The following is a 25,117-nucleotide window of genomic DNA, read 5'->3' as shown; positions in this document are numbered from 1 at the left end:
ACGGTTGCTATCTCCGTCACGCCGACGCGTCTTCGTCCCACCCGGCGAGTCGACGATGCTCGCCGGCCACTCCGGCCACCTCGTCGGCGGAGAGCATGCCCTGTTCGGTGACGAACCCGCTCACGAGGTCACCGGGTGTCCGGTCGAACGTCGGGTTGAGGACGTCGACGTCGTGCTCACCGTCGTAGATATCGACACGGTCACCGAACTCGGTGTGGAACTCGTCGGTCGGCGAAATCTTGTCGCCGGCGGCGACGACGTAGACCGGTACGTCCTCTCGCGTCGCCGCCAGCGCGAGCAGTCGGGTTCCGACCTTGTTCACCACCGTCGCGTCCGCGAGAACAGTGTCCGCGCCGACGACGGCGGCGTCTACCTCCCGCTCGGCCAGTGTGTAGCCAATCGCCGCGTCGGCGACGAGTGTCGCGTCGATTCCAGCCGCTGTGAGACGTTCGGCGACACCGACGCCCTCGCGGGCGGGCCGCGACTCGGCGACGATGACGTGTTCGAGGTCAGCACGCAGGAGTGCGTCGGTGACGGTTCCCGAGCGCGAGAGCGTGAGAACGGTTCCCGAGAGCAGGTCGACAGCGTTCGCGGCCGCCGCCGAATCGGCTCGAACCGCGTCGTCGACGGCGGCCTGCGCTCGTTCGCACACCGCGTCGGGCGTCCGCTCCGCTTCGCTCATCACGCGGTTCACTCGGTTCGCCAGCGCGGCCATGCTCGGCCGAGCGTCTCGGAGTTCGCGGGCGACGGCGGCGACGCTCTCCCAGTCGTCGGCGACGGCCGCCGCATCGCGGAGCACGTCGAGCGCTCGAATCGAGATATACGCCGACCCGTGGGTCTCGTCGTCGCGAACGTCTTCGACGGTCGGCGCGACGGCGTCGTAAGCGTCCCAGAGCGCGGGAACTACCTCTCGAGCGAGAATCGCGGGCGGGTGGACCCACTCGGCCGTCGCCACCTCGTCGTTGAACGCGAGTTCGCTCTCACCGTTCCAGTCGAAGAGGAAGGGGTGGACGGTCCACTCGTGGTCGCCGTCGACGACGTCGACTGGGTCGCCCGCGCGGACGAGCGTGGCGTCGCGGACGCCGACTTCCTCGCCGAGTTCGCGACGGGCGTCGACCAGCGCGTCGGTCGGGTCACCTTCGACGTAGCCCGAGACGCCACCCCAGCACCCCTGATAGGTCCCGACGGCGTCGCTCCGGCGGAGGAGGAGGATTCGACCGTCCGAGCGGAGAAAGACGGTGACGACGTGTGTCATAGCTACTCTTGGCAACTGGGCACAACGACTTTTGTGGTGTTCTGTGGAGTAGCGGTATGCCCACGGAACTCGCACTCGTCAGCGACACGCACGTTCCCGGCCGCGCCTCGTCGATACCCGAGTGGATACGTGAGAAGGTCGAGGCTGCAGACCACACCGTCCACGCCGGTGACTTCGACGCTCCGGAGACGCTCGAACTGGTCGAGTCGCTCGCGGGCGGGAGTGAACAGTTCACGGGTGTTCGGGGGAACGTCGACGGGGTTCGCGTCGACCTCCCCGAAGTCGCGACGCTCACCGTCGAGGGCGTCACTTTCGTCGTCACTCACGGGACAGGACCCAGAGCAGGCTACGCCGAACGCGTCGCCGGCATCGTCCGCGAAGAGGGCGGCCCCGACGCCGTCGGCATCTCGGGACACACCCACGACCCGATGGACGACGTCGTCGACGGCGTCCGACTCCTGAATCCGGGGAGCGCGACGGGTGCCAACCCGGACGACGACGAGACGATGCTGACCGTCCGCGTCGACGACGGCGAGATGGAGGTTCGTCTGCACCGCGAGTAGGTGAGAGGCGTCTCCGACACCGGTTCGCTTCGCCACCTTCGGCGGCCTTTTGGGTACACGACGCACAGCGTCGGTATGGAACTGCTCGCCGTCCCCGACCTCCCGGAGATTCAGCCGGGAGACGACATCGCGGCACTCGTCCGCGAACGGGTCGACCTTCGCGCCGAGGACGTGGTCTGCGTCGCCTCCACCATCGTCTCGAAAGCGGAGGGTCGACACGCGAATCTGGCAGACTTCCCCGCCGGTCCCCGAGCGAAGGAAATCGCTGCGCGCCTCGGCGACATCAGCGGCGAGGAGAAAGACCCGCGGTTCGCACAGGCCGTCCTCGAGGAGAGCACCGAGGTCATCATGGAAGCCCCGTTCCTGCTCACCGAGACGCGGTTCGGCCACGTCGGCGTCAACGCCGGTATCGACCGCTCGAACGTCCCCGGGTCGGACCTCCTTCTGCTTCCGACGCGACCGACCGAGAGCGCCGAACGCATCCACGACGAACTCCCCGTCGAGAGCGTCGTCGTCACCGACACCTGCGGACGACCGTTCCGCCACGGGCAACGCGGCGTCGCCATCGGCTGGGCCGGGATGCCCGCGAGTCGCGACTGGCGGGGCGAACCTGACCGCGACGGCCGCGAACTCGGTGTCACGGTCCAGAACGTCGTCGACGAACTCGCCGCCGCCGCGAACCTCGTCGCCGGCGAAGGCGCGGGCGGCACACCCGTCGTCGTCGTCCGCGACTTCGAGTTCGGCGACCACGACGGAAGCGATAACCACTTCCGCGACGTCGAGGGTGACTTCGTCCGCCAAGCACTGCGCCAGTGGGAGTTCGACGGATAATGTTCGGTATCGAACTCACGCCCGAACACTCGGTCTCGCGGCTGACCGACTTGGGTGAACAGGCCGAGGAAGCGGGCTACGACACGCTCTTTACGAGTTGCCACTACAACAACCGCGACCCCTTCGCCGTCCTGACGAGCATCGCCGCCGCGACAGACGAGATTCGTCTCGGTCCCGGCGTCGCCAACCCCTACGAGACCCACCCAGTGACGCTCGCCTCGAAAGTCGCCACCCTCGACGAGACGAGCGACGGACGGGCCGTCTTCGGCATCGGTCCGGGCGACCCCTCGACGCTCCGCAACCTCGGCCTCGAAGACCAGCGCGGTCTTCGGCCCGTCTTGGAGGCGTTCAAGACGGCCCAGAAGCTCTGGGCGGGCGAACGCGTCGACGCCGACGGGACGTTCACCGCCCGCGAGGCCGGACTGAACTACGAGCCACCGAGCGAGATTCCGGTCTACGTCGGCGGCGAGGGCCCGCACATGTGTCGGATGGCGGGCAAGCACGCCGATGGACTGCTGTTCAACGGGTCACACCCCGACGACTTGGCGTGGGCACGCGAGCAGGTCGAACAGGGGAAAGAAGACAGACTCGACGAGTTAGGCGAGTTCGACCTCGCCGCATATGCGTCAGTGAGCGTCGCCGAAGACGGCGAGGCCGCACGCGAGGCGGCCCGGCCGCCCGTCGCGTTCATCGCCGCGGGAGCGGCCCCGCCCGTCCTCTCCCGCCACGGCATCGACGAGGAGCGAGCGGGCGAGATAGGCGAGAAGATCAGCGCCGGAGAGTTCTCTGAGGCCTTCGGTCTCGTGACACCCGCGATGGTCGACGCGTTCTGCATGGCTGGCACTGTCGAGGAAGTGAGTGAGCGAATGGAAGCGGTGCGAGAACACGCGGACAGTCTCGTGGTCGGGTCGCCGCTCGGACCCGACCTCGACGAGGCGATTACTCTTGCTGCGGCGGCTGACCGGTCTCGAAGCTGAACAAGCCGCCGAACAGTTCAGCGACTGCCCCGAGAAGCAGGTACGTGAAGTAGAGAGACGCGACGCCGATGAAGATACTCCCCGACACGAAGGCGACGATTTGGAGCGGGTCGCCGCCGGCGATGACGACGTCGAACAGGAATATCTGGATGAGTTCGGCGACGCTCGTCAGGAGTTGGACGATGAATTCCGTGACCGTGACCATGCCCGTCTCTTTGCAGTAGGGGTACTTGTGTGTTCGTGGTTCACGCGCCGCCTCGCCGGACTCGGTGATGGGGTGCCTCGTCGCGTCTCGGTTGTGTCGCGTCGTCGGTCGTTCCCTTCTCGAAGAGATGACCCCGGAGACGGTAGTCCGGAAGCGGTGCGCTCAGAAGTACAACTCGGCGATTTTGTCGGCGGTTCGGAGCGCCAGTGCTTGCCCGGTGTTGGTCGGGTTCGGTCCCCCCAGCCCGTTGGCGAGCGCCGAGTGGTCCGCGACGAACAGGCGGTCGACGTTGTACGCCTCGGCGTTCTCGTCGAGCACTTGTCCCATCCGCATCGACGACTGCATGTGGAGCAAGAGCGGTGGCCAGTCACAGCGGTGGACGTGTGCGGCGCCGGCCGACTTGTGGATGCGCGCAGCGATGCGCGAGAGTTCGTCGCGCTTGGCGTCGTCGTCGGGGTGTGGTTCCCACTTGACCTTCGGGACGGGCCCGTGCTCGTCGCTGAAGGTGTTGTCGAGCGAGACGCCGTTGTCCTGTCGCGGCAGGTCGTCGGTGAGTATCAACAGCGCCTTCGTCTGTCGGTAGTCCGACATCCGGCGTTTGAGTTCCTCGCCGACGACGTAGCCGCGCGTGTCCCACGGCTCCTCCGGGTCGACTTCGGTGTCGAAGCTGTAGCCCGCCTGACTGAACAGGTAGTCGGCGTAGGAGACCAGTCCGGGCGACATCCCGATGTCCTCCATCCCACCGATGCCGGGTTTGTCGAACCGGACCGCGGAGTTCTGCCCGATGTACGGGTCCATATGCTCCGTCTCGGGGTTGATGTCGGCGACCGTCTCGTCGTCGTAGACGCCGACGACCCAGTCGAACCAGTGGGTCGTCAGCCCCTTTCCGACCCAGCCGTCGTCCGGGAGTCCGGAGTTGAGCCACAGTCGAGGCGTCTCGATACACCCACCCGCGAGGACGGTCACGTCGGCCTCGACCGTCTGCGACTGCCCGGACCACGAGTCGCGGAACGTGACGCCCGTCGCTTCGCTCGCTCCGAACGTCTCGTTGGTCTCGACGTTGGTGACGTAGGCGTTCGGACGGAGTGCGACGCTCCCCGCCGTGTCGTCCTCGTTGGTGTCGAGTGCGCGCGGGACGTAGCCGACGTTGCTCGACTTGCGAGCCTTGTCGCGAACCGGCGCGTCGACGGGCGTCGAGGACCCTTGGAAGTGGTCGCCCACGAGTGTGTCCCCGCGGAAGCCGTCGTCGTAGCTGAACGAACCCTCGTAGTCCGCGTCGAGGGGTTCGCCGGTCGACGTCTCTCGGCCCGGCACTTCGACCGCGTTGGCCTGCGGCCGCCACCCGGTCTCGGTGACGTTCTTCGACGTGATGAGGTCGTAGCCCGCGTTCGTCGCGCCCTCGATGAAAACCTCTTCCTTCCCGGTCATCGGGGCCTGCTGGGTGCTCGTAATCTCCTCGTTGAGTTGGTAGTACGGCACCAGTTCCTCGTAGTCTATCGGCCAGTGTGGCTGGTCGTTGATGGCCGTCGGGTAGGCGCGCGGATGGTTGGCGAAGTAGTGGAGCGAGGTGCCACCGACCGCGGATATCTGCCAGATGAAGGCGTTCTGGTGTAGGTTTCGGAACCACGGAGCACGCGAGTGGTCTGCGGGGCCGACCCGCAGATAGCCGTAGGTCGGGTCGTTCGCGTCGGCCTCGCGGTGGGTGAACTGCTCGTCGAGCAGTTTCCCGTCGAGGTCGTCCGGGTCGGTACTGACCGTCCCGCCCGAGTCGGCGTGCGGTTTCGGCCACTGTTTGTTCCCGTGCCACGCACCGCCCTCCAAGAGGAGCACGTCGAGGCCGTGGTCCCGAGCGAGTTTCCAGGCGGCGGCCGGGCCGTCCGCTCCGGCACCGACGATGACGACGTCGGGGTTCTCCATCAGGTGTCACCTCCGATACCGTCGAGGACGTCGTCGCCGGTCAGGTCACCCGAGAGGTCGAGTTGGTCGACGTCCGGGTCGTCGAACCCGCCCTCGACGGCGTGTCGCCAGTTCGCGGCGTAACCGGGTTGCGGTCCGGGGTAGCCGGACTGTTCACGGCTCTGAACCTCGCCCGGCGGCGTCGCCAGCGTCCGCTCGTTCGGCGTGTTAGTCTTCGTCTCGCCGAGGCCGGACCACTCCGTGTAGTAGCCGAAGCCGTGGAGTCCGTTGACCGCCATCACCACGTACTTGAGGATGCCGACGTCCGGAACGAGCGGCGAGAGGAGGTCGTCCAAGCGGTCCACGACGCCGCCGTCGACGATAGACCAGAGACAGCGCAGGCGGTCTTCGCGTGACAGTTGCGTGAAGGTACCGCCGCCCGGGAACTCGGTTCGGTCGCGGGATATCGCGTCCTCGTTCTTCCCGAGGGCGATGAACTCCGCGGCGACGACGTCGAAGACGAGCGTAAACGCCGGCGCGTACGGGTAGTTCTGGAGGACTCGGTGTGTCGTCTCGGTAGCGGTCTCGACGACGAGGTCGAAGTCGGCAGGCCCGGACGCCGACTCGACGTCGTCGGCGAACGAGACCTGATGCCGCTCGACCGGGCCGAGCGTGAGATGTTCTTCGAGTTCTTCGCCCGTGACGTCAAGACTGGAGACGAGGTCGAGCAGCGAGATGTCGGCGAGGTCGAGTAGCGCGTCGAGAACCGACCCCGAACCGGTCACGTCTAGTCCGGTCTCGAACATGCTCACCGGCATCAGTCCGTCGGGGACGCCCCCGAGTAACCCCGGTTCGGTCACCATCTCGGCGCGAATCTCCTGGAAGTGGTTGAAGTCCCAGATGAGGAACTTCTCCAGTTCGACGTCTAGCCCGCCAGGGACGTGTTCGGCCCCGAGTTCGGCTTCGAGTTGCGGGGTTCGTGGGATGATCGCATCCACGATTGCTCGATACGTGTCCGCGGTGTGGGGGTCGCTCGCGAGCGGGTTGTCGACGGCGGCGGCCGCTTGCGAGAAGGTCGCACCTGACATCGACAACGCGGCGAGACCGCCGATGCCCTTCATGACCCCGCGTCGCGTCGGCGACGAGTCGGTATGTTCGTGCATGATAGTTTGTGACACCTATTGCAATACCAAACGTAAGAGCATAGTTTGATAAGATTTTTGTAAAGAATACTGGCACGTCGACGAATCGCCGCATTTGGACGAACCAACCGACACCTAAATCGGCTTTCGTCTTGCGTTTATCTCCGCTTCGTTTCCTCACATATTTGTGATACGATTGGGTCGAATAACGGCGTATTATTCCCTAACTACCATAAATATGATTTGTATATTTTATTTAACCTACACTCTGCTGACTAGAAATTTCGAGGAAGACTTTCCGGTATGGCCGGACAATCTAAGAGGATTCGGTGGAGAACACAGACGATGACGACGTATCCGGTCTCGGCCGTCAAACGGTCCGCCGACATCGTCGAGGTGCTTCTCGAACACGGGACGGCAGGAGTCACGACAGTCGCAGCGTCCCTCGATATTCCCAAGAGTACGGCCCACGACCACCTCCGGACGCTCGAGCGAGTCGGCTACGTGGTCAACGAAGACAGGAGCTACCGCCTGAGCACCCGCTTCCTGCACGTCGGCGAGTCCGCACGCGATAGCCACGAACTCTTCGTCCACGGACGCGACGATACGCTCGCTCTGGCCGACGCCGTCGGTGACACGAAACACGTCCAACTGGTCACCGAGGAACACGGGACGTGCGCGAGTCTCTTCGCTCCGCGGCCACGAGGCGCCCAAGTAGGGGGTGCGACCTCGTACCCGCGACGCCCGCACCTCCACACGAACGCCCCGGGGAAGGCGATTCTCGCGCACGAGTCCGACGAGACGGTCGAACGCGTGCTCACGGAACACGGGTTACCTCGCTGGACACCGAACACCATCACCGACGAGGACGCACTGCGAGCGACCCTCGAACAGATTCGCGAGACTGGCTACGCGGTCGACGACGGTGAGGTCGTGGCGGGGATGCGTGGAGTCGCTGCGGCGGTCGTCACCGGCGAGACGGTCCACGGAGCCATCGCCGTCTACGGCGCGAGCGGCGGATTCGAGTTGGACGGCCACGACTCCTCGGTCGGCGAACTCGTCGTCGACGCCGCCGACGAGATTCAGGCGAACATCATCTTCGCCGAGGAGTGACCGGCGGAGACGGGTCGTCGAGAGCTTTCCGGTAATACCGAACAAAATTCGAGAGAACGGGGCGGGCGTCGGTATCGAATTGGGCGCTCGCTCGTGTCGAGACCATGATTTATCATTCTCCAAGGGGTTGGTACGAGAAGCCACGGTATTCTCTCACATCATGAACTTCGCTACCCACGTCGACACCGCAGCGCGAAACGCACCCGACTCCCTCGCGGTCGGCGACAGTCGTGAGTCGCTGACCTTCGGGGAGTTAGCCCAGTCGTCGGACCGCATCGCCGACGCGCTCGTTCACCGAGGTGTCGCCGTCGGCGACCACGTCGCGATAAGCATGGCGAACAGCGTGGCGTTCGTCTGTACCTATCTCGGGGTGCTCAAGCGGGGCGCGGTAGCAGTCCCGCTCAACCGGCGTTTTACGGACGAACAGACCGAGTACGTCCTCACCGACAGCGACGCGGTCGCGGTGGTCACGAGCCGTCACGACGCTTCCGTTCCGACGGCCATCGACGGCGAGACGTGTGAGTACGCCGCCCTACTCGGCACGGAAGGGGGCGACACGGACGTCGAACCGCGACGGTCCGAAGAACTGGCCGAGTTGCTCTACACCTCGGGGACGACGGGTGCCCCGAAAGGCGTCTACCACACACACGGCAACCTCGATGCGAACGCACGGGGCTACATCGACTGTAATCGGTGGTCTCGCGACGACGTCGCACTCACGGTGTGTCAGTGTTTTCACGTCACCGGCCTCAACATCACGACGACACCGTTTCTCGCGTTGGAGGCCGAGAATCACCTGCTCACCGAGTGGGACGTCGAGGCTGCGCTGGCCACTATCGAGCGTCACGACGTGACCTACACCTTCCTCATCCCGACGATGGTCGTCGAACTCCTCGAACACGAACACGTCGAGGCGTACGACCTCACCAGCCTCCGAACCGTCGGCGTCGGCGGCTCTCCGATGCCGGAGCGGCGAATCGCCGAAGTCGAGTCCGCACTCGGCTGTACGTTGGTCGAGGGATACGGGATGACGGAGACGACGCCGCTCGCGACGATGAATCGCCCGGACGACGCGGGCCGGAAACCCGGCAGCGTCGGCCGCCCGGTGGCGAACGCAGTCACCGTTCGAATAGAGGACCACCGAACCCACACGCCCGTCGAGCGTGGCGAACGCGGCGAAGTCCTCTGGCGCGGCGACACGGTCACGCCGGGGTACAACCGACAGCAACTCACCGAGAGTGCGTTCGTCGAACGTGACGGCGTCCGTTGGCTCAGGTCGGGCGACGTCGGCTGGATGGACGACGACGGGTTTCTGTACATCGTCGACCGCCTCGAGGATATGTTCACCACGGGATGCGGTGACGTCTACCCTCACGAGATCGAAGACGCGATCTACGAGCTAGCGGCCGTCCAGCAGGTCGCCATCGTCGACTCGACGGACGACGTCCGCGGGACGACGGTGACGACGATCGTCACGTGCCGCGACGGCGAGACGGTGTCGGCGGCAGAGATCAAACGGGTCTGTGAGCGCCAGTTAGAGAGCCACGAGGTCCCGGACCGCGTCGTGTTCGTCGACGAGTTTCCCCGGACTGCGACCGGGAAACTCGACCGCGGTGCGCTCCGTCGTGAGTTCGGGTGAGTAGCCACGGCCCTTCGACTCCGCCTCGCAAGCCACCCTCGTCGACGCTTGGACCGACTCTCCGCCGGTTCAGTTCTGCCCGTCCGCCGCATCGTACAACGTGACCGAGACGGCGGCGTACCCCTCGTAGAACGGGAGGACGCTGCCGTCTTCACCGCCCGTCGCGATACGGCCGTCGGGCGTCTCGAACACGAGACTGTTCTCGATGGGGAACTCGTTCGTCGGGTCGCCGACGAGATGCTGTCGAACGCCGACCACCGGAACGCGCTCGTACGTCGTCGTCTCCGTCTCGCCGACCGCTCGGACGGTGACGTCGGCCAGCAGCGACCGACCCGCCGCGCGGTGGAGTGCAGCGTTGATGGTCGCGGTCCGGAGGTGGTCGTACGTCGCTGGCAACGGGTCGGGGTCGCTCACGTACCGAACCTCACCCATCGGCCAGAAGTTGCTGATGGCGTTGCCGAAGAAAGCGCCGGCGATGTCCTGTTGGGCGAACGACAGCGCGTAGGCAGCGCCGTGGCGTCCGGCGAGTATCCCGTGTGAGCCCATCACGCCCGTCTGCTCGTCGGCGACGACTGTCACCGGCGGCGTCGCGTCCCACGTCTTGACGACGGTGCCGAACCGTCCCCAGTCGACATCTGGCGAAACCGCTCCGACGGGCGCGACGAGTTGCAGATACACCGTCACGCCGCGTCGACGCGCCTCGGAGAGTGGCTCCTGCAGGTGTGTGAACTCGCTCGCCGGAACCGTCAGCACCACGTCGTGACGCGCCCGGTCGATTGCACGGACGATTCGCTTGCGGACCGTCGTCCGCGAGTGGACGATTTCGACGGATGGCTCGGTCGGTTCCGAGCGACGGTAGAGACGGTCGATATCCTCGCCGAGTTGGTCCAGTCGCTCGGCGAAGTCGCCGAGTGCCTCCTCGGGTGGACGGGCACGGAGGAGCGTCGGCGACGTCGTCTCGTCGACGGTGATGAGTCCGTGTGCGGCGAGTTCGCCTGCAATCTCGTAGACGTACCCCTGAGAGACGCCGGCGACCTCCGAAATCTCGCCGGTCGTCGCGTCTCCAGCCCGCAAGATTGCGAGGTACGCGTCGGTCTCCTTCTCGGAGAGGCCGAACGCGAGGAGGTTGTCACGGAGCGAGCGGTCGGTCATGAGAGAGAATTATACAACTATCTACAAAATATTTTTCCGTCGGTGCGGCGAGAGCGACGTATGGAGACGGCCACCGACGAAGAGACGACACGCGAGTTCGATGGCCGTCGATGGTGGACGCTGGCAGTCTTCGCGTTCGTCGCGCTAGAGGGAGCCACGTTGCAGATGCAGGGGGCGATTATCCCTGTCCTACGAACGACGTTCGGGACGGCCCAGTGGCAACTCGGGTTGGTGTCGCCCGCGGGGACGGTCGGCTTTCTGGTGTTCGTCGCTGCCGTCGGTGCAGTCGCTGGACGGTTGGAGACACGTAAACTCCTCTTGGTCGGCGTCGCCGGTACCGGTGGCAGTGTGCTCCTCATGGGACTGGTTCCGTCGTTCGGTGCCTTTCTCGTCGTCTTGCTCGTCCGCGGCGCGTTCGCCGGCATCGGACGTGGCAGTGACAGGCCGCTGTTGAGCCATCTGTACCCACGGCGACGCGGGCAACTGTTCGGCTACTACGACATGATGTGGGCCGTCGGGGCGACGCTCGGACCGCTCGTCGTGACTGTGGCACTCTGGATGGAAAACTGGCGACTGGCTTACTACGCGCTCGCTGCGTCGTTTCTTCCGCTCGTCGCACTCATCTGGTTCCTGCCGAGTCCCTCCGTCGAGAGCGGTGACGACCCACTGACGCTCGCAGGGGTGCGCCGAATCGTACAGAACCCCGCCGTGATGGTGATGGCGGCCGGCATCCTGTTCTCGACCGGTGTCGAGGGTGGACTGTTCACGTGGCTCACGACGTACGCCGACGGCCGAGTGCCCGCGTCGCTCGTGACTGTCTCGTTGAGCATCCTCCTGGTCGCCTACATCCCCGGGCGGTTCGCCGCCGGATCGCTCTCGGAGCGGTTCGGCTACCTCCCACTCGTGTTCGGACTGGGGAGTCTCTGTCTCGTGGGGGCCGTCTACACGTTCGTCTTCGCGGCTGGACTCGGCGTGCTGGTCGGCGTGTTCTGTATCGGCGTCGGTCTCTCGGGGTTGTACCCGACCCTGTTGGCGTACGCGACGGAGAGTGCGCCGACACACAGTGCGCCGATAAACGCCCTCGCCTTGGTCGTCTCGTCGTGCGGTATCGCCGGTGTGCCGACGCTGATGGGGTTCGTCATCGAGCGTTCCGGCATCGCCGTGGCGATGCGACTGCTCCTCGTTCCCATCGTCGGGTTACTCGTCGTCGCTCTCGTCGCGTGGGCCCGTCTCGGGACAGTCGCCGACACCACTCGCACGGTCGATTCGACGGGCGATTAGCTCTCGGCTCTCACGCCGAGTGCTTCGCACGCATTGAGACCTGTTCGGCCTCCCACTCGTGTCGGCGCTGCAGTGTGCGATAGCCACTGTCAGAGAGTGTATAGGAGTTCGTTCGTCGGTCGAGAGTCCCCTTATCGACGAGACCCATCTCGACGAGGGTGTCGAGGTTCGGGTAGAGTCGGCCGTTGTTGACGTCGCGTTCGTAGTACTCTTCGAGTCGCTGCTTTATCCCGAGTCCGTAGGGTTCGTCGAGTCCAGCAATCACGTAGAGGATGTCACGTTGAAATCCAGTCAGCTCTTGCATCATTCGTCTCGAGTGAAGTATCGCCACCAGTAGAAGCGTATACGACTGTTGCGTTGCGTTGAGCACTGTTTCACCATGTTAGGTGCTTGTTGGGTGTCACTAAGTCGGCAGATAGCAGAGCGACACGAGTCCCGAGACGCTCGAGGTGACAGTCGTCACCGCTAAACCGGTTCACCGACAGGTCGAACCATGAGCAGAGACCGGTCGCTGGACGACTTCGCCGGAAGTGGCGTCGACGTCGACGAAGACGAAGACGAGACCGACGACGTCGCCACTGCCGAACCAGACGCACCCGGCACTGGCGACGATAGCGACACTGACGACGCTGTCGAGACGGACGCCGTCGCACCGGCGACACCTACCTACCGCTTCGACCCCGACGGCGCGGCCTGCGATGGCTGTGACGAGGCCGTCCAGAAGCGCTGGCACGACGACGGGCAGTTCGTCTGTGCCGACTGCAAGGAGTGGTAGCTACTCCGAGTCGTCGACGTCGTCTTCGTTCTCGTCACGCCGCGTGACCGCAGTCTTCCGCTCCTCTTTGCCCATCTCTTTGCGAATCGTCGAGAGTTCGTCTTCGACTTCGTCGTCCGTTCGCATCTTCGCGAGTTCGGCGTCGAGGTCCTCGTCTTCGTCGTCGAAGACGCCGCGCTCCTCCAGTTCTTCGAGTGCGGCGGCGCGGGCCTCGCGTTCGTCGATGTCGTCTGCGGCGTCCCCGGCGTATCGCCCGGCGTCACTGCCGACGCCACCCCTGGCCGCGAGGTCGGCGCGAGCGGCCGTCTCGCGGGCCGCCGTTCGGGCGCGTTCGGCGCGGTAGTGGTCGACGCGACGCTCTAACTCCTCGCTCCGTTCGATGAGTTCCTCTTGGGCGTCGGCGAGTTCGGTGATCTGTTCGTCGAGGTTCTCCAAGTCGTTCAAGTCGCGCTGTTTCTTCCTGAGCACCTCGCGAGCGAGGTCCTCGCGGCCGGCGGCGACGGCTTCCCGTGCCTGCTCGTTTCGCTCTTCGACCGTCTCCTGCAGTCGGTCGCGACGCTGCTCCAGTCGTTTCTTCTCGGTCACGAGGTCGAGGATGGCCTCTTTGACGCGTTTGAGTTCGTCGCGGAGGCGTTCGACGGCGTAGTCGGCGCTCTCCCCTTCGTCTTCGAGACGGTCGAGGAGGGCGTTCACGCGGGTGTTCAACAGGTCGGAGGTCCGGTCGGTGAGACCCATGAGGAGAAGATACTCGCCACAGAACTTAGCAGTTGTCCGGCGCGAAACTAGTCGAGACGGGTTCCGCCGCGGCCGAACCCCGTCGCGAACGTCTGCTCCTCGATGGAGAGCACCGTCGGCCGTCCGTGCGGGCACGCGAAGGGTTGCTCGCACTCGCCGAGGCGGCCGAGCAGGTCGGCGGCCATCTCACGGTCCAACACGTCACCCGCCTTCAGCGACGGGTGACACGCGAGGTCCTTCAGCAACTCGTCGCGGGCGTCGTCCGGGTCGTCACCCGCGCGGAGTGCGTCGACAGCGTCGTGGAAGGTAGAGACGTCGGCGACGCGGCCGAGCGGCGCAGGCAGGCCCGTGAGACGATACGTCCCGCCGCCGAAACGCGAGAACTCGAAGCCGAGTCGCGTGAGCGTCTCCCGTTCGTCGTCGGCGACGGCCGCCTCTGCTGGCGAGAGGGAGACAGTCTCCGGCGGGTCGACGAGCGCGGACTCGACGGCCGACCCGGCGAGTGCGGCCCGCAGGCGCTCGTAGTTGATGCGCTCGTGGGCGGCGTGCTGGTCGACCACGAGCAGGTCGTCGTCGGCCTCACAGAGCAGATAGAGTTCACGGAACTGGCCGATGACGGTCACGTCGTCGAACGACGAGCCTTCCTCCCTGCGTTCGAGCGTCGTCTCGAGGTCCATCGTCACCTCGCCACTCTGTCGTAAGTCGGCCGTCGTCAGCGCCTCGTGAACCGCGTCTTCGACCGCAGATTCGACGACGTCGCCGTCGACGAACGCCACCTCGTCTTTCGAGGGGTGGACGTTGGCGTCGACGAGTTCGGGTGGTAACGACACCGAGGCGACGGCGATGGGTTCGCGACCGCTCGGGAGGAGCGTCCCGTAGCCCGAGACGATGGCGCGTTTCAGGCCCGCGTTGCCGACGGTACGGCCGTTGACCGCGACGTGGACGTGGTCGCGCCGCGAGCGCGTGACCGAGGGGTAGACGAGCACTCCTTCGAGGCGGAGCGAGTGGTCCACCCCGTCGATGGCGACGCTCGTCTCGTGGTCGAACGTCGTGCTCTGTCCGGCGACGGTCCGGTCGTAGACGCCGAGGACGGCGTCGGTGTAGTTGCCCGACCCGGGCGTCGAGAACACGTCGCGGCCGTCGTGGCGGAGTTTGAAGCGGACGTCCGGGCGAAGTAGGGCGTATCGCGAGACGACGTCGCTGATACGGGCGAACTCGGTGTTCGAAAGCGACTTGTGGCGGGCGGGGCGGTTGTGGAACAGCTTTCGGACTTCGACCGTCGTCCCCGTCGCCCGACCCGCGGGCGACACCGTCGTCTCGCCGCCCTCGACGAGAACACGCGTCCCTCGCGGCCCGCCGTCGTTCGTCGTCACGTCGAGTGTCGCGACGGCGGCGATACTCGGCAGGGCTTCGCCCCGGAAGCCGAGCGTCGAGACGTGTTCGATACCGTCGTGCTCAGCGAGTTTGCTCGTCGTGTGGTGGTCGACGGCGAGTTCGGCGTCCGCTTCGCTCATCCCGTGACCGTCGTCGGCAACTCGGAGACGCGCCGTTCCGTCGCCGTCGACGTCGACGGTAACGCTCGTCGCGCCGGCGTCGAGGCTGTTCTCGACGAGTTCCTTCACGACGCTCGCTGGACGGGTGACCACCTCGCCCGCGGCGATGCGTTCGACCGTCTCGGGGGGAAGGCGTCTAACGGGCATCGTCCTCTTCGAGAAGTCGCTTCAGGTCGTTCAGTCGGGTGAGTGCCTCCAACGGCGTCGTCTGGGCGATATCGACGGCGTCGAGTTCGCTGGCGACGGCCGCGAGTGCGTCGTCGCGTTCGGTCGTCGAGTCCGTCGAACTCGTCGACTCGCCCGTCTCGGTTTCGACTGCACCAGCGCCGTTCGTCAGCGTGGTCTGCGTCGGTTCGCGACGTCCGTTCGAGCGGTACTCGCCAGCGGACGGCGAGTCGGAGACGTCAGCGCCGTCGGCGTCGACCAGTTCCTGCGACCGGGTGACGACTCGCTCTGGAACGCCCGCCATCCGGGCGACTTCGACACCGTAGGACGAGGAGGACGCCCCCCGCTCGACGCGGTGGAGAAACGTCACGTCGTCGCCCGTTCTCGTCGCCGTGAAGTGCAGGTTGAACACGCCGTCGCGTTCGTCGGCGACGGCCGTGAGTTCGTGATAGTGGGTCGCAAAGAGCGTGTACGCGCCGACGTCGTCGTCGACGAACTCGGTCGTCGCACGGGCGATGGCCTGGCCGTCGGCAGTCGACGTACCGCGCCCCACCTCGTCCAAGAGGACGAGCGAGTCTTCGGTCGCACCGTGGAGGATGTCGGTCAGTTCGGCCATCTCGCGCATGAACGTCGACTGGCCGCCCGCGATGTCGTCGCTGGCACCCACGCGGGTGAACACTCGGTCGACGAGAGGGAGGTGAGCAGAGTCGGCGGGGACGAAACTCCCCATCTGGGCGAGCACGACGACCAGCGCGACCTGTCGCATGTAGGTCGACTTGCCCGACATGTTCGGACCGGTGATGATGGCGATACTCCCCTCGTCGCCGCCGAGTCGCGTGTCGTTCGGGACGAAGTTCGGTTGGGTCCGCTCGACGACCGGATGGCGGCCGCCGTCGATGTCGATGCCCCGTTCACCCGCCTCGTGGAACGTCGGCCGGACGTAGTCGTTGTCGACGGCGACGGCCGCGAGTGTGGCGAGGACGTCCAACTCGGCGAGTGCCGCCGCGAGCGCCTGCACTCGTTCGGACTCGGCGGCGATGGTGCTCCGAACCTCGGTGAACAGTTCGTACTCCAGTTTGTCGGCGCGTTCGGCCGCCCCGAAGATTTCGTCCTCTCGCTGTTTCAGTTCCGGTGTGTAGAACCGCTCGGAGTTCTTCAGCGTCTGTCGGCGCTGGTAGTCGTCGGGCACCCTGTCGAGGTTGGGGTTCGTCACCTCGATGTAGTAACCGTGGACCTGATTGTGCCCCACGTCGAGCGAGTCGATGCCCGTCCGCTCCTTCTCGCTCGCTTCGAGGTCCGCGACCCACTCGCGACCTGCTCGCTCCGTCGCCCGCAAGTCGTCCAGTTCGTCGTCGAACCCCTCGCGGACGACACCACCCTCCGTAATCTCGATGGGCGGGTCGGTGGCGATGGCCCGGTCGATGAGGTCACGCACGTCGGCCAGTTCGTCCAGCGCGCCGTGGAGGTCTCGGAGCTTCGCACACTCCGCGTCGGCGAGTTCGGATTTGACCTCGGGCACGACGTCGAGCGTCGTCTTCAGTGAACGCAGGTCACGGGCGTTCGCCCGGCCACGGGAGACGCGAGCGATGAGTCGCTCCACGTCGTAGACGTCGGTCAGCAGGTCGCGAACCGCCTCGCGGACGAGGGCGTGCTCGGCGAACTCGGCGACGGCGTCGTGTCGGGCTTCGATACGCTCGCGGTCGACGAGCGGTCGTCTGAGCCATCCTGTCAACTCCCGACGGCCGAGCGCACAGGAAGTCTCGTCGAGCACGTCGACGAGCGCGTGACCCGAACTCGCGCCGCGCGTCTCGAACAGTTCGAGGCTTCTGAGGGCAGTGGCATCGAGACGAAGCGACTCCCGCGGGTCGTAGCGCGTGACCCGCGAGACGTAGTCGAGTCGGTCGCCGCCCTGCGTGTACTCGGCATAAGCCAAGAGACCGCCGCAGGCAGAGAGTTCGGCGTCGTTGGCGACGACGGCTTCGGGTGAGGGGACGTACCCCGAGAGCGTCTCGCGGGCCGCGTCGTGGCCGAAAGCGTCGGCGTCGAAGTCGGTCACCATCGCGTCGCCCGCGACGGTGTCGAGGTCGAACTCGCTCGCGTCGACGTCGGGGGCGAAGAGCAGTTCCGCGGGGGCGACGCGTTCCAGTTCTTCGACGACTCTATCCAGTTTGGCGCTCGTGACGAGACACTCGCCGGTGGAGACGTCCACCGCAGCCAACGAGAACGTGTCACCGTCGCGGGCTACCGAAGCCACGTAGTTCGTCGTTCCCGCCGAGAGCAGTTCGTCGTCGACGATGGTGCCCGGTGTGATTATCTGCGTCACCGCCCGGTCGACCAGTCCCGACGCCTCCTCGGCGTCCTCCACTTGGTCGGCGATGGCGACGCGGTAACCCGAATCCAGCAGGCGTTCGACGTAGGAGGCGGCGTTGTCGATGGGGATGCCCGACATCGCGTAGGTGCCTGTCGAGTCCTCGCGCTTAGTGAGCGTAATCTCGCAGATGCGCGCGACGGCCTCCGCCGCGTCGCAGAACGCCTCGTAGAAGTCGCCGACTTGGAAGAGCACGAGCGACTCTTCGTACTGCTCGCAGAGGTCGAGATACTGCGACATCATCGGCGTGAGGTCCTCGCGGACGGCGACCATCTGCTCGGGTGGGCCGGTCACCGAAGTCATGTCTGGAAGGGGGCGACGAACGGGCTTAAGCGCCCGGGATGTGGGTCGAAATCGGCGGGTGGGTGTACTTCGCCGACGGCGACGGCGCCCACGCGTTTCGTTAGACGTAGCTGCACAGTCGGCCGAGAACGAATCTCACAGTGTCAGACACGTGCGTGGAGCGTGCGAACCCCCGGCAGAGTTAGGTGGTTTCCATTAGTAAGATAATCTGTGTATCGTGTGCACGGACCACGCAGTCAGACGACTGTCCGGCACGAGAGACGAATCTACTGTCGAGTCAGCGCTCGGCAGGTCCCCTATCTATACAAATGACTGACGCAGAGACGACCGAGGCCGAAGTCAGTGACCGTACCGCACTTCCCGTATCCGACGCCGCCGCGTTGAGCGAGCGCATCACCGAGAACGTCGAACGGGTCATCGTCGGCCACCACGACGCCATCGAACACATCCTCATCGCCATGCTCGCACGTGGACACCTCCTCTTAGAGGACGTGCCGGGCGTCGGCAAGACGATGCTCGCCCGCTCTATCGCGAAGTCCGTCGACGGGAGTTTCAAGCGTGTTCAGTTCACGCCCGACCTCCTCCCCTCCGACGTGACCGGCGTGAACGTGTTCAACCAGCAGACTCGCGAGTTCGAGTTCCAACCCGGTCCCGTCTTCGCCAATCTCGTCCTCGGCGACGAGATAAACCGCGCGCCGCCGAAGACTCAGTCCTCCTTACTGGAAGCGATGGAAGAACAGCAGGTGACCGTCGACGGCGTGACGCGCGACCTGCCGGACCCCTTCACCGTCGTCGCCACGCAGAACGACGTCGAACAGGGGCGAACGTACGACCTACCGGTCGCCGAAATCGACCGGTTCATGAAGAAACTCAGACTCGGCTACCCCGACGAAGCCGCCGAGACCGACCTCCTCGGCCGCGTCGCCGGACGACATCCCATCGAGTCGCTGGAACCGGTGGCGACGGTCGAAGAACTCCGACAGGCACGCGCCACCGTCGCGGGCGTCGACGTCGCCGAACCGGTTCGGAACTACGTCAGCCGACTCGCGGCCTACACCCGAAACCACGCCCAGTTGGGTGTCAGTCCGCGTGGGAGCATCGCACTCCTCCGCGCCGCACAGGCGCGAGCAGTGCTCAGCGACCGTGACTACGTCGTTCCCGACGACGTCCAGACGGAGGCACCGACCGTCCTCAGCCACCGTATCGTCACGCAGTCGGGGGCGCAGACCGGAGGGGCGGTCGTCGAGGACGCCCTCGACGCCGTCGCGGTCGAATGAGGCTCACCCGCCGCGGGATGGCGCTCGTCGGCGTCTGTGTCGCCGGATTCGTCCTCGCAGGGCTGTTCGGTGCGCGGGCGTTGGACGCCGTCGTCCTCCCCGGCATCATCGCGCTCGTAGCGGGCGCACTGCAGGTCCGAAGCCTCTCGCCGCCGACCGTCGAACGAACCGTTCCCCGGGACGACTTCGTCGGCAAGACCCACGAGGTAGCGCTCCGCTTTCCCGACGTGAAACGACCGTTCGTCGGCACCGTCACCGACGACATCGACGACGGACTCACGAGTGGGACGGACGCGGTCACAGCGACTGTCGGCGACGATTCGATTCGCTACGAGGTAACGTACGACCACCGAGGTGAACGGCGACTCGGCCCGACCCACGTCGTCGCTCGCGACATCTTCGGCCTGTTCGAGACCGACCTCCACTGCTCGGGGCAGGATTCGATTCTGGTGTATCCACGAGTCTACGGCCTCGACGGATGGGCGCAGCAAGACTTGGTCGCCCTCCGTGAGACGGACCGGACCGACGAGCGCGCCGAGTTCGACAGCCTCCGCGAGTACGTTCGCGGCGATGCCCTCCGCGACGTCCACTGGAAGTCCAGCGCCAAGCGTGACGACCTCATCGTCCAAGAGTTCGCCGCCGACCACGACGTGACGAGCGTGACGGTGGCTGGCGGAGGCGATGCGGCCGGTGCAGACCAGTTGGCAGAGGCAACCGCGAGTGTGGCACTCGCGCTCCACGACGCGGACATCCCGGTAACGCTGTTGCTGCCGAACGGTCGTGTCGACGCCGACACCGACCGAGTCGGCCGAATGCAACTCCTCGAACACTGCGCACGGGTCACCGACGGACCGGTGCCGACGGATGAAGCAGACGTCGTCGTCGACGCGCGTGACGCCGGCGTGGAACTCCGTATCGGCGACCGTCGCGTTCCGTTCGAGGACCTACGCGGCCGCGAGTCGCGACTGGTCGACGGGTGGTCGACGGGAGGTGTGGTCGCGTGACGACATCCGAGACTCGCGAATCCAGTCGGTCGACGCAGTTCGACTTGCGTCATCCGGCGCTCCTCGGCGTGGCTATCTTGACGCTCTCGTATCTGAGCGTACTCTATCACGTCACCAACGTCGTCCGCGGGAGCACGACACTACTCCTCGTCGTCGGGGCGACGCTGGCACTGGCGACGCTACTCGGCCGGTTCCTCCGCATCCGGAGTGCGCTCGTCCTCAGCGCACTCATCCTCGTCGGCGGGTTGGCCGCGTACTTCTTCTCGGTCCCCGAGAGCAACCGAGCGCTGTTCACCGTCGGCCGTGTCGTCTCCGACACCATCGCGCTCCTGACAGGGCTCTCGGTGCTCCGTCTGACGAAAGCCGGAGCGTGGGCGCTCGCTATCGCTCCCGGCCCGGTGTTCCTCTCGTGGTATCTCGCCGTTCGCCGCGAGTACGTCTGGTCCGTTGTCGTCGGTGGCGGCGCACTCGGGTTCTTCGTACTGACCGGCGACGCGGGCGCGGCGACGACGCTGCTCGGCGTCGTCGGCGCGGCGGCCGCAATCGGACTCGACACGCTCTCGACCCGAGGCGCGTGGACCGCGCAACTCGACACCCTCGCCGTCGTGTTGGCGGCGATGGTCGTCTTCTCGGCGACGCTCTCGATAGTGCCGGGTGGGGCGGCCCAACCGTTGCTCGAGAACCGCGGTGCGCCGACTGTCGAGTCCAGTCTCGTCTCGTCGAGCGACCGCGTGACCATCCTCGGGAGTATCCGCCTGTCGCCGAAGGTCCGTTTCGAGGTCAGAAGCGACTCGCCGGAGTACTGGCAGGTCAGGTCGTTCGACCGCTACACCGGGGGAGACTGGGTACGAACGGGCGAAGACGAGACGTTCTCGGGGCGACTCGACGGCCCGCCGGGGAGTTCTCGGACCGTCGTCCAGAACGTGAAGGCGAAGACGTCGATATCGAACCTCCCGGCGGCGTGGAAACCGGTCAGAGTGACGGGTCTCGACGAGTCGACGCTTCGCGTCACCCACCAAGGGAACATCGTCTCTACGGAGTCGGTCGGGGTGAACGAGAGCTACCGCGTCCGTTCGGAGATGCCGCAGTACACCCGCGAACAGCTTCGTCGCTCGGGGACGGACTACCCGACGCGCGTCTCGGAGAACTATCTCCAACTGCCCGAGACCACCTCCGACCGCGTCCGCGAGAAGGCCGCGGAAGTCGCTGGCAACGAGACGAACGCCCACGACAAAGCACGCGCCATCGAGCAGTATCTCGAAGCCAACAAGGAGTACTCGCTGACGGTGCAGGAACCGGACGGCGAGATTGCCGACACGTTCCTCTTCGAGATGGACGCCGGCTACTGTACCTACTACGCCACGACGATGGTCGTGATGCTGCGCTCGCAGGGCGTCCCGGCGCGGTTCGTCAGCGGGTACACGACCGGTCAGCAGGTCGCAGACGACAAGTACGTCGTTCGCGGGTTAGACTCTCACGCGTGGGTGCAGGTCTACTTCCCGGACGTCGGGTGGGTCGACTTCGACCCGACACCCTCCGGCCCACGACAGACCGCCGAAGGGGCCCGTCTGCAGGAGGCCCGTCAGAGCGAAGAAGCGGGCGTCGACACCGAGGAGACGAACCCCGAGTCGTCGACGACGGAGCCGAACACGACGGAGACGGAGACGCCCGAACCGGAGACGCCGACCGACAACACGACGAACCAGTCGACGTCGAACCGCTCGTCGGTCGACCCGAACCGCATTCTCAGCCAAGAGGCCCTTGGAGCGAACGGGCCGGGAGAGACGGGCGAACTCAGCGTGACGACGAGCGACGACACGAGCGGCGGCCTGCCCTCGTTGCCGTCGCGTGAGACGCTCGGTGTCGGACTGGCGCTGATGGTCGGTCTCGCCGCGGGTGCACGCCGAACCGGGATGACGTCGCGGGCGACACGCTTCGTGTGGATGTACTACCAAGGGGCGCGACAGGACCCGACGGCCGACACGGAACGAGCGTTCGGTCGATTAGAGTACCTTCTCGAACGGCGGTATCGGCCACGTCGTCCACGGGAGACGCCCCGAAGCTACCTGACGGCACTCTCGAAGGTCGGTCTCGACGAGCGAGCGACGGAGGTCGGCGAACTCTACGAGCGTGCCCACTACGGCCCGGGCGTGAGTCGGGACGAAGCGGACCGTGCAATCGCGCTCGTCGACACCCTCGTTCGAGAGGAGATTCCGGTCATCGGCAGAATCCGCAACTGAAGCCGAATAGTCCCCGTAAACCGGTTTTCCAGGGCCGTGCGAGGTCCCGATACTGTTTAATATCCCCATCGTGTAGAGTGGAATTGTAATGTCGGAAGTCTGCTCGACGTGTGGGCTGCCCCAGGAACTCTGCGTCTGCGAAGACGTCGCAAAAGAGTCCCAGGAGATCAGCATCCGCATCGACGAGCGCCGCTACGGAAAAGAGGTAACGATTATCGAAGGGTTCGACCCGAAAGACGTCGATATGGACAGTCTCTCTTCGGACCTGAAATCGAAATTCGCCTGTGGGGGGACGGTCGAGGACGGCTCTATCGAACTCCAAGGGAACCACACTGGCCGCGTGGAGGACTTCCTCCGCGACAAGGGCTTCAACGTCGCCTGACCGTTCTGTAGCATCGGCACGTCGAGTTTAGTGTTTTTTGAGACGTACCACGACTCCCGAGCGGCGGCGCTCTCTCCGAGGAAAACGGTCATTAGCCGACCGGGCTAACGTCGACTACGTACATGGTTCGTGCCGTCGTCGCCCTCCTGCTCACGCTCTCGGTACTGACAGGTGCCGTCGTACCGGTCGCCGGCAGTACACCGTCGGCGACGAGCACAGCGGCGAGTGCGTCGACCACAGTCGACGCCGGAGACGCAGGAGACGACGGTCGGAACGCGCTGGTGTCGACAGACGCCGCGGCAGCGACCGACAGTCTCGCCCAGACGACGACGTTCCACCTCACGCCCACACGACCTGGAGAGGTTCTCGTGACGCTCGACTACGACGTACCGAGTCGCGTCGTCGACGTCGAGACACGGGTTCCGTCGAACGCGACGGTCGTCTCGACAGACGGGTTCGACCCCTCGACGGGAGACCGCTACACGTGGACGGAGAGTACCGACGAACCGTCGCTCACCTATCGTCTCGCGGTAAACGAGACGACGGCCGGCCGACTCCCACTCGCCAGCGACGGAACCACGCTCTTTGCCGACACCGGGCCGTGGGCGCTCTTTCGCCGTCCCTCGACCGGGACGCGCTGGACGTGGCACGGAAGCGAGGTCGAACTCACGCAGTCGACGGCCGTCGACGGCGACGGTGTCGTCGGCGAGCAACTCGTCTTCCTCGGCGAGTACACCGACCACCGACGGAAATCGAACGGCCAGCAGTTCCGACTCGTCGTCCCCGACGCCGCCGAGTTGGCGGTCGAACCGTCGGCGATTCTCGACAGTTACGCCGACGCGTCCGAACGGCTTCGCGTCGGCGCTCGTGACGACCGAGTGCTCGTCATCGCCGCCCCAACGGACGGCGTCGAGTGGGGTGTTCGCGGGCTCCACACCGGCGAATCGGATATCTGGGTGCAAGCGAGCGAACCGCTGGCGACACCGAACAACGTCTGGCTTCACGAGTACGTTCACAGTCGACAGTCCTACCAGCCGACGAGAGAGGTGCGCTGGGTGACCGAAGGGAGCGCAACGTACTACGCCGCGCTGCTCACGCTCCAACAGGGCCACATCGGCTACGACGAGTTCGCGTCGTGGCTCGCCGTCGGGTCCAGACCTCCCTACGCGGAGACGGTGCTCTCGAACCCGTCGACGTGGGGGCGACAGGGCCACTACCACAAGGGCGGACTCGTCGTCGGGTCGCTCGACTACCGTATCAGGGCCGCCTCGGACGGCGACGCCTCGTTCGAGACGGTGTTCACCGAGATGAACGACCACGAGGGGACGCTCACCGCCGAAGCGTTCTGGACGTTCGTCGCCGACGCAGGCAACGGGTCGGTCGCGACCGACGGCGAGGCGTACGCGACGACGACGGACGCACCGTCGACGTGGACGCGTGCGGAACACGTCGAGGCGTTCGGGTCGTTTCCCGCGCACTTCGATAGCCGATTCAGTATCAGCGAGGCGACACCGACACGCGTGAGCGGACCGTACCGAACTACGACCGACACCGAACTGGGCGGTATCGTCCTCGTGACGAACGAGACGCTCGAACTCCCTGTCCGAGTGACGAACGATGGCGGCGCGCCGGGGCAGTACGACGTGGTCGTCCGGACGGACGAAAACGATACCATCGAGCAGTTCACCGGTCGGCTCGACTCGGGTGAGTCGACCATCGAGACGCTCACGCGGACGTTCGAGACGCCGGGGACCTACGTCCTCAGTGTCGACGGGGAGGAGTTCACCGTCTTCGTCCGCTCTCCGGCGCAGTTGTCGGTCACGAGTCTCTCGGCGACACCAGTCCGCGTGGCCGCGGGCGACCCAATCGCCGTGACGGCGACGGTCGAAAACGCCGAGTCGCGACCAGGTGTACGGACAGTCGAGTTCACACTCGACGGCGACGTCGTCGCCCGCGAGGAGGTGGTGCTCGACGCTGGCGAGGAGACGACGGTGTCGGCGACGGTCACGCCAACGACGACGGGCACACACCGACTCGGGGCGGGGGGTTCGACGACGGTACTCGTCGACGTCGTCCCCGCAAAAGCGGCGGGGACGGCGACCGAATCGAGTGACGAGCAGACGTCGACGACGACGCCGGGGTTCGGGCCGCTCGTGGCGCTGTGTGCACTGGTCGTCGTGGGTGTGCTCGCCGTTTGTGGGGTGCGGGCAGCGAAGATGCGAAAGAAGTAGGGTTGAGCAGAAGGGTTGGGACAGTCGTCT

Annotated in this window: 21 protein-coding genes; 12 read left to right on the top strand and 9 right to left on the bottom strand. The window is 65.7% G+C overall.

Annotated elements, in window-relative coordinates; all coding sequences use genetic code 11:
• Positions 1-16 precede the first annotated feature (16 nt).
• Positions 17-1,255 carry an eIF2B alpha/beta/delta subunit family protein gene (locus BM083_RS00520; protein ID WP_089864372.1) on the bottom strand — a complete coding sequence of 413 codons (1,239 nt, stop codon included), beginning with the start codon at positions 1,253-1,255 and terminating at the stop codon, positions 17-19.
• A gap of 56 nt (positions 1,256-1,311) precedes the next feature.
• On the opposite strand from BM083_RS00520, the gene BM083_RS00515 reads away from it, so the two are divergent.
• From BM083_RS00515 to BM083_RS00505, 3 genes are all read left to right on the top strand, one after another.
• Entirely contained in the window at positions 1,312-1,818 is a 507-nt protein-coding gene (locus tag BM083_RS00515; protein ID WP_089864369.1) for a metallophosphoesterase family protein, read from the top strand.
• 75 nt (positions 1,819-1,893) lie between these two features.
• Positions 1,894-2,649: a coenzyme F420-0:L-glutamate ligase gene (locus tag BM083_RS00510; protein WP_089864366.1), complete on the top strand. Its 756-nt coding sequence runs from the start codon at positions 1,894-1,896 to the stop codon at positions 2,647-2,649.
• On the top strand, positions 2,649-3,626 hold the full coding sequence (locus tag BM083_RS00505; protein ID WP_089864363.1) for a 5,10-methylenetetrahydromethanopterin reductase: 978 nt from the start codon (positions 2,649-2,651) through the stop codon (positions 3,624-3,626). The genes BM083_RS00510 and BM083_RS00505 overlap by 1 nt, the downstream gene beginning before the upstream one ends.
• On the opposite strand, the gene BM083_RS00500 is transcribed toward BM083_RS00505, so the two are convergent.
• From BM083_RS00500 to BM083_RS00490, 3 genes are all read right to left on the bottom strand, one after another.
• The gene (locus BM083_RS00500; protein ID WP_089864360.1) at positions 3,589-3,831 is read right to left on the bottom strand and encodes a DUF8024 family protein; all 243 of its coding nucleotides are present in this window, start codon (positions 3,829-3,831) and stop codon (positions 3,589-3,591) included. The genes BM083_RS00505 and BM083_RS00500 overlap by 38 nt on opposite strands.
• A 162-nt stretch (positions 3,832-3,993) precedes the next feature.
• Positions 3,994-5,748, bottom strand: a complete 1,755-nt coding sequence (locus tag BM083_RS00495; RefSeq protein WP_009733124.1) for a GMC oxidoreductase — start codon at positions 5,746-5,748, stop codon at positions 3,994-3,996.
• Positions 5,748-6,890: a hypothetical protein gene (locus BM083_RS00490; protein ID WP_089864357.1), complete on the bottom strand. Its 1,143-nt coding sequence runs from the start codon at positions 6,888-6,890 to the stop codon at positions 5,748-5,750. The genes BM083_RS00495 and BM083_RS00490 overlap by 1 nt, the downstream gene beginning before the upstream one ends.
• A 324-nt stretch (positions 6,891-7,214) precedes the next feature.
• On the opposite strand from BM083_RS00490, the gene BM083_RS00485 reads away from it, so the two are divergent.
• Together BM083_RS00485 and BM083_RS00480 are read left to right on the top strand one after the other, a co-directional pair.
• Complete coding sequence (locus BM083_RS00485) at positions 7,215-7,982, top strand: IclR family transcriptional regulator (protein WP_089864354.1); 768 nt, start codon at positions 7,215-7,217, stop codon at positions 7,980-7,982.
• Positions 7,983-8,142: 160 nt separating this feature from the next.
• Positions 8,143-9,621: a class I adenylate-forming enzyme family protein gene (locus BM083_RS00480; protein WP_089864351.1), complete on the top strand. Its 1,479-nt coding sequence runs from the start codon at positions 8,143-8,145 to the stop codon at positions 9,619-9,621.
• Positions 9,622-9,690: 69 nt separating this feature from the next.
• Here the strand turns inward: BM083_RS00480 and BM083_RS00475 are convergent, their stop codons facing one another.
• Positions 9,691-10,773: a TrmB family transcriptional regulator gene (locus BM083_RS00475; protein WP_089864348.1), complete on the bottom strand. Its 1,083-nt coding sequence runs from the start codon at positions 10,771-10,773 to the stop codon at positions 9,691-9,693.
• Between the two features lie 60 nt (positions 10,774-10,833).
• Between BM083_RS00475 and BM083_RS00470 the strand changes: the two genes are divergently transcribed.
• Positions 10,834-12,054 (top strand): MFS transporter, encoded by a 1,221-nt coding sequence (locus BM083_RS00470; protein ID WP_089864345.1) that lies wholly within the window; start codon positions 10,834-10,836, stop codon positions 12,052-12,054.
• A 10-nt stretch (positions 12,055-12,064) separates the two neighbouring features.
• Here the strand turns inward: BM083_RS00470 and BM083_RS00465 are convergent, their stop codons facing one another.
• Positions 12,065-12,358 carry a PadR family transcriptional regulator gene (locus BM083_RS00465; protein WP_049894242.1) on the bottom strand — a complete coding sequence of 98 codons (294 nt, stop codon included), beginning with the start codon at positions 12,356-12,358 and terminating at the stop codon, positions 12,065-12,067.
• A gap of 189 nt (positions 12,359-12,547) precedes the next feature.
• Here BM083_RS00465 and BM083_RS00460 point away from each other — a divergent pair, with 189 nt between their 5' ends.
• Positions 12,548-12,829, top strand: a complete 282-nt coding sequence (locus tag BM083_RS00460; RefSeq protein WP_089864343.1) for a DUF7573 domain-containing protein — start codon at positions 12,548-12,550, stop codon at positions 12,827-12,829.
• Here BM083_RS00460 and BM083_RS00455 read toward each other — a convergent pair whose 3' ends face one another.
• From BM083_RS00455 to mutS, 3 genes are read right to left on the bottom strand one after another with little or no spacing between them, the layout of a single operon-like run.
• A complete protein-coding gene (locus tag BM083_RS00455) occupies positions 12,830-13,564 on the bottom strand; it encodes a PspA/IM30 family protein (RefSeq protein ID WP_089864340.1) in 735 nt (244 codons plus the stop codon).
• Positions 13,565-13,611: 47 nt separating this feature from the next.
• Positions 13,612-15,264: a DNA mismatch repair endonuclease MutL gene (mutL, locus tag BM083_RS00450; RefSeq protein WP_089864336.1), complete on the bottom strand. Its 1,653-nt coding sequence runs from the start codon at positions 15,262-15,264 to the stop codon at positions 13,612-13,614.
• Positions 15,254-17,953, bottom strand: coding sequence for a DNA mismatch repair protein MutS (gene mutS, locus BM083_RS00445; RefSeq protein ID WP_089864334.1), 2,700 nt, complete (start codon positions 17,951-17,953; stop codon positions 15,254-15,256). The genes mutL and mutS overlap by 11 nt, the downstream gene beginning before the upstream one ends.
• Positions 17,954-18,261: 308 nt before the next feature.
• Between mutS and BM083_RS00440 the strand changes: the two genes are divergently transcribed.
• The 5 genes from BM083_RS00440 (at position 18,262) to BM083_RS00420 (ending at position 25,087) form a co-directional block, all read left to right on the top strand.
• Complete coding sequence (locus BM083_RS00440; protein ID WP_089864331.1) at positions 18,262-19,230, top strand: AAA family ATPase; 969 nt, start codon at positions 18,262-18,264, stop codon at positions 19,228-19,230.
• Positions 19,227-20,234 (top strand): DUF58 domain-containing protein, encoded by a 1,008-nt coding sequence (locus tag BM083_RS00435; protein ID WP_089864328.1) that lies wholly within the window; start codon positions 19,227-19,229, stop codon positions 20,232-20,234. Before BM083_RS00440 ends, BM083_RS00435 begins: the two co-directional genes overlap by 4 nt.
• A complete protein-coding gene (locus BM083_RS00430) occupies positions 20,231-22,474 on the top strand; it encodes a transglutaminase TgpA family protein (RefSeq protein WP_089868237.1) in 2,244 nt (747 codons plus the stop codon). The genes BM083_RS00435 and BM083_RS00430 overlap by 4 nt, the downstream gene beginning before the upstream one ends.
• An 88-nt stretch (positions 22,475-22,562) precedes the next feature.
• Entirely contained in the window at positions 22,563-22,856 is a 294-nt protein-coding gene (yciH, locus tag BM083_RS00425) for a stress response translation initiation inhibitor YciH (protein WP_009733138.1), read from the top strand.
• 122 nt (positions 22,857-22,978) lie between these two features.
• Positions 22,979-25,087 carry a CARDB domain-containing protein gene (locus tag BM083_RS00420; RefSeq protein ID WP_089864325.1) on the top strand — a complete coding sequence of 703 codons (2,109 nt, stop codon included), beginning with the start codon at positions 22,979-22,981 and terminating at the stop codon, positions 25,085-25,087.
• Positions 25,088-25,117 lie beyond the last annotated feature (30 nt).

This window comes from Halogranum rubrum, assembly GCF_900114455.1.
Classification (GTDB): Archaea; Halobacteriota; Halobacteria; order Halobacteriales; family Haloferacaceae; genus Halogranum; species Halogranum rubrum.
This window is presented reverse-complemented; position numbering and strand designations above follow the sequence as displayed.

Excerpts from the sequence above, each read along its gene's own strand:
- BM083_RS00460 (WP_089864343.1), top strand. The coding sequence starts at position 12,548 with ATGAGCAGAGACCGGTCGCTGGACGACTTCGCCGGAAGTGGCGTCGAC.
- BM083_RS00420 (WP_089864325.1), top strand. The coding sequence starts at position 22,979 with ATGGTTCGTGCCGTCGTCGCCCTCCTGCTCACGCTCTCGGTACTGACA.
- mutL (WP_089864336.1), bottom strand. The coding sequence starts at position 15,264 with ATGCCCGTTAGACGCCTTCCCCCCGAGACGGTCGAACGCATCGCCGCG.
- BM083_RS00465 (WP_049894242.1), bottom strand. The coding sequence starts at position 12,358 with ATGCAAGAGCTGACTGGATTTCAACGTGACATCCTCTACGTGATTGCT.
- BM083_RS00455 (WP_089864340.1), bottom strand. The coding sequence starts at position 13,564 with ATGGGTCTCACCGACCGGACCTCCGACCTGTTGAACACCCGCGTGAAC.
- BM083_RS00435 (WP_089864328.1), top strand. The coding sequence starts at position 19,227 with ATGAGGCTCACCCGCCGCGGGATGGCGCTCGTCGGCGTCTGTGTCGCC.
- BM083_RS00515 (WP_089864369.1), top strand. The coding sequence starts at position 1,312 with ATGCCCACGGAACTCGCACTCGTCAGCGACACGCACGTTCCCGGCCGC.
- BM083_RS00490 (WP_089864357.1), bottom strand. The coding sequence starts at position 6,890 with ATGCACGAACATACCGACTCGTCGCCGACGCGACGCGGGGTCATGAAG.
- BM083_RS00470 (WP_089864345.1), top strand. The coding sequence starts at position 10,834 with ATGGAGACGGCCACCGACGAAGAGACGACACGCGAGTTCGATGGCCGT.
- BM083_RS00510 (WP_089864366.1), top strand. The coding sequence starts at position 1,894 with ATGGAACTGCTCGCCGTCCCCGACCTCCCGGAGATTCAGCCGGGAGAC.
- BM083_RS00520 (WP_089864372.1), bottom strand. The coding sequence starts at position 1,255 with ATGACACACGTCGTCACCGTCTTTCTCCGCTCGGACGGTCGAATCCTC.
- BM083_RS00505 (WP_089864363.1), top strand. The coding sequence starts at position 2,649 with ATGTTCGGTATCGAACTCACGCCCGAACACTCGGTCTCGCGGCTGACC.
- mutS (WP_089864334.1), bottom strand. The coding sequence starts at position 17,953 with ATGACTTCGGTGACCGGCCCACCCGAGCAGATGGTCGCCGTCCGCGAG.
- BM083_RS00500 (WP_089864360.1), bottom strand. The coding sequence starts at position 3,831 with ATGGTCACGGTCACGGAATTCATCGTCCAACTCCTGACGAGCGTCGCC.
- BM083_RS00480 (WP_089864351.1), top strand. The coding sequence starts at position 8,143 with ATGAACTTCGCTACCCACGTCGACACCGCAGCGCGAAACGCACCCGAC.
- BM083_RS00495 (WP_009733124.1), bottom strand. The coding sequence starts at position 5,748 with ATGGAGAACCCCGACGTCGTCATCGTCGGTGCCGGAGCGGACGGCCCG.
- BM083_RS00485 (WP_089864354.1), top strand. The coding sequence starts at position 7,215 with ATGACGACGTATCCGGTCTCGGCCGTCAAACGGTCCGCCGACATCGTC.
- BM083_RS00475 (WP_089864348.1), bottom strand. The coding sequence starts at position 10,773 with ATGACCGACCGCTCGCTCCGTGACAACCTCCTCGCGTTCGGCCTCTCC.
- BM083_RS00440 (WP_089864331.1), top strand. The coding sequence starts at position 18,262 with ATGACTGACGCAGAGACGACCGAGGCCGAAGTCAGTGACCGTACCGCA.
- yciH (WP_009733138.1), top strand. The coding sequence starts at position 22,563 with ATGTCGGAAGTCTGCTCGACGTGTGGGCTGCCCCAGGAACTCTGCGTC.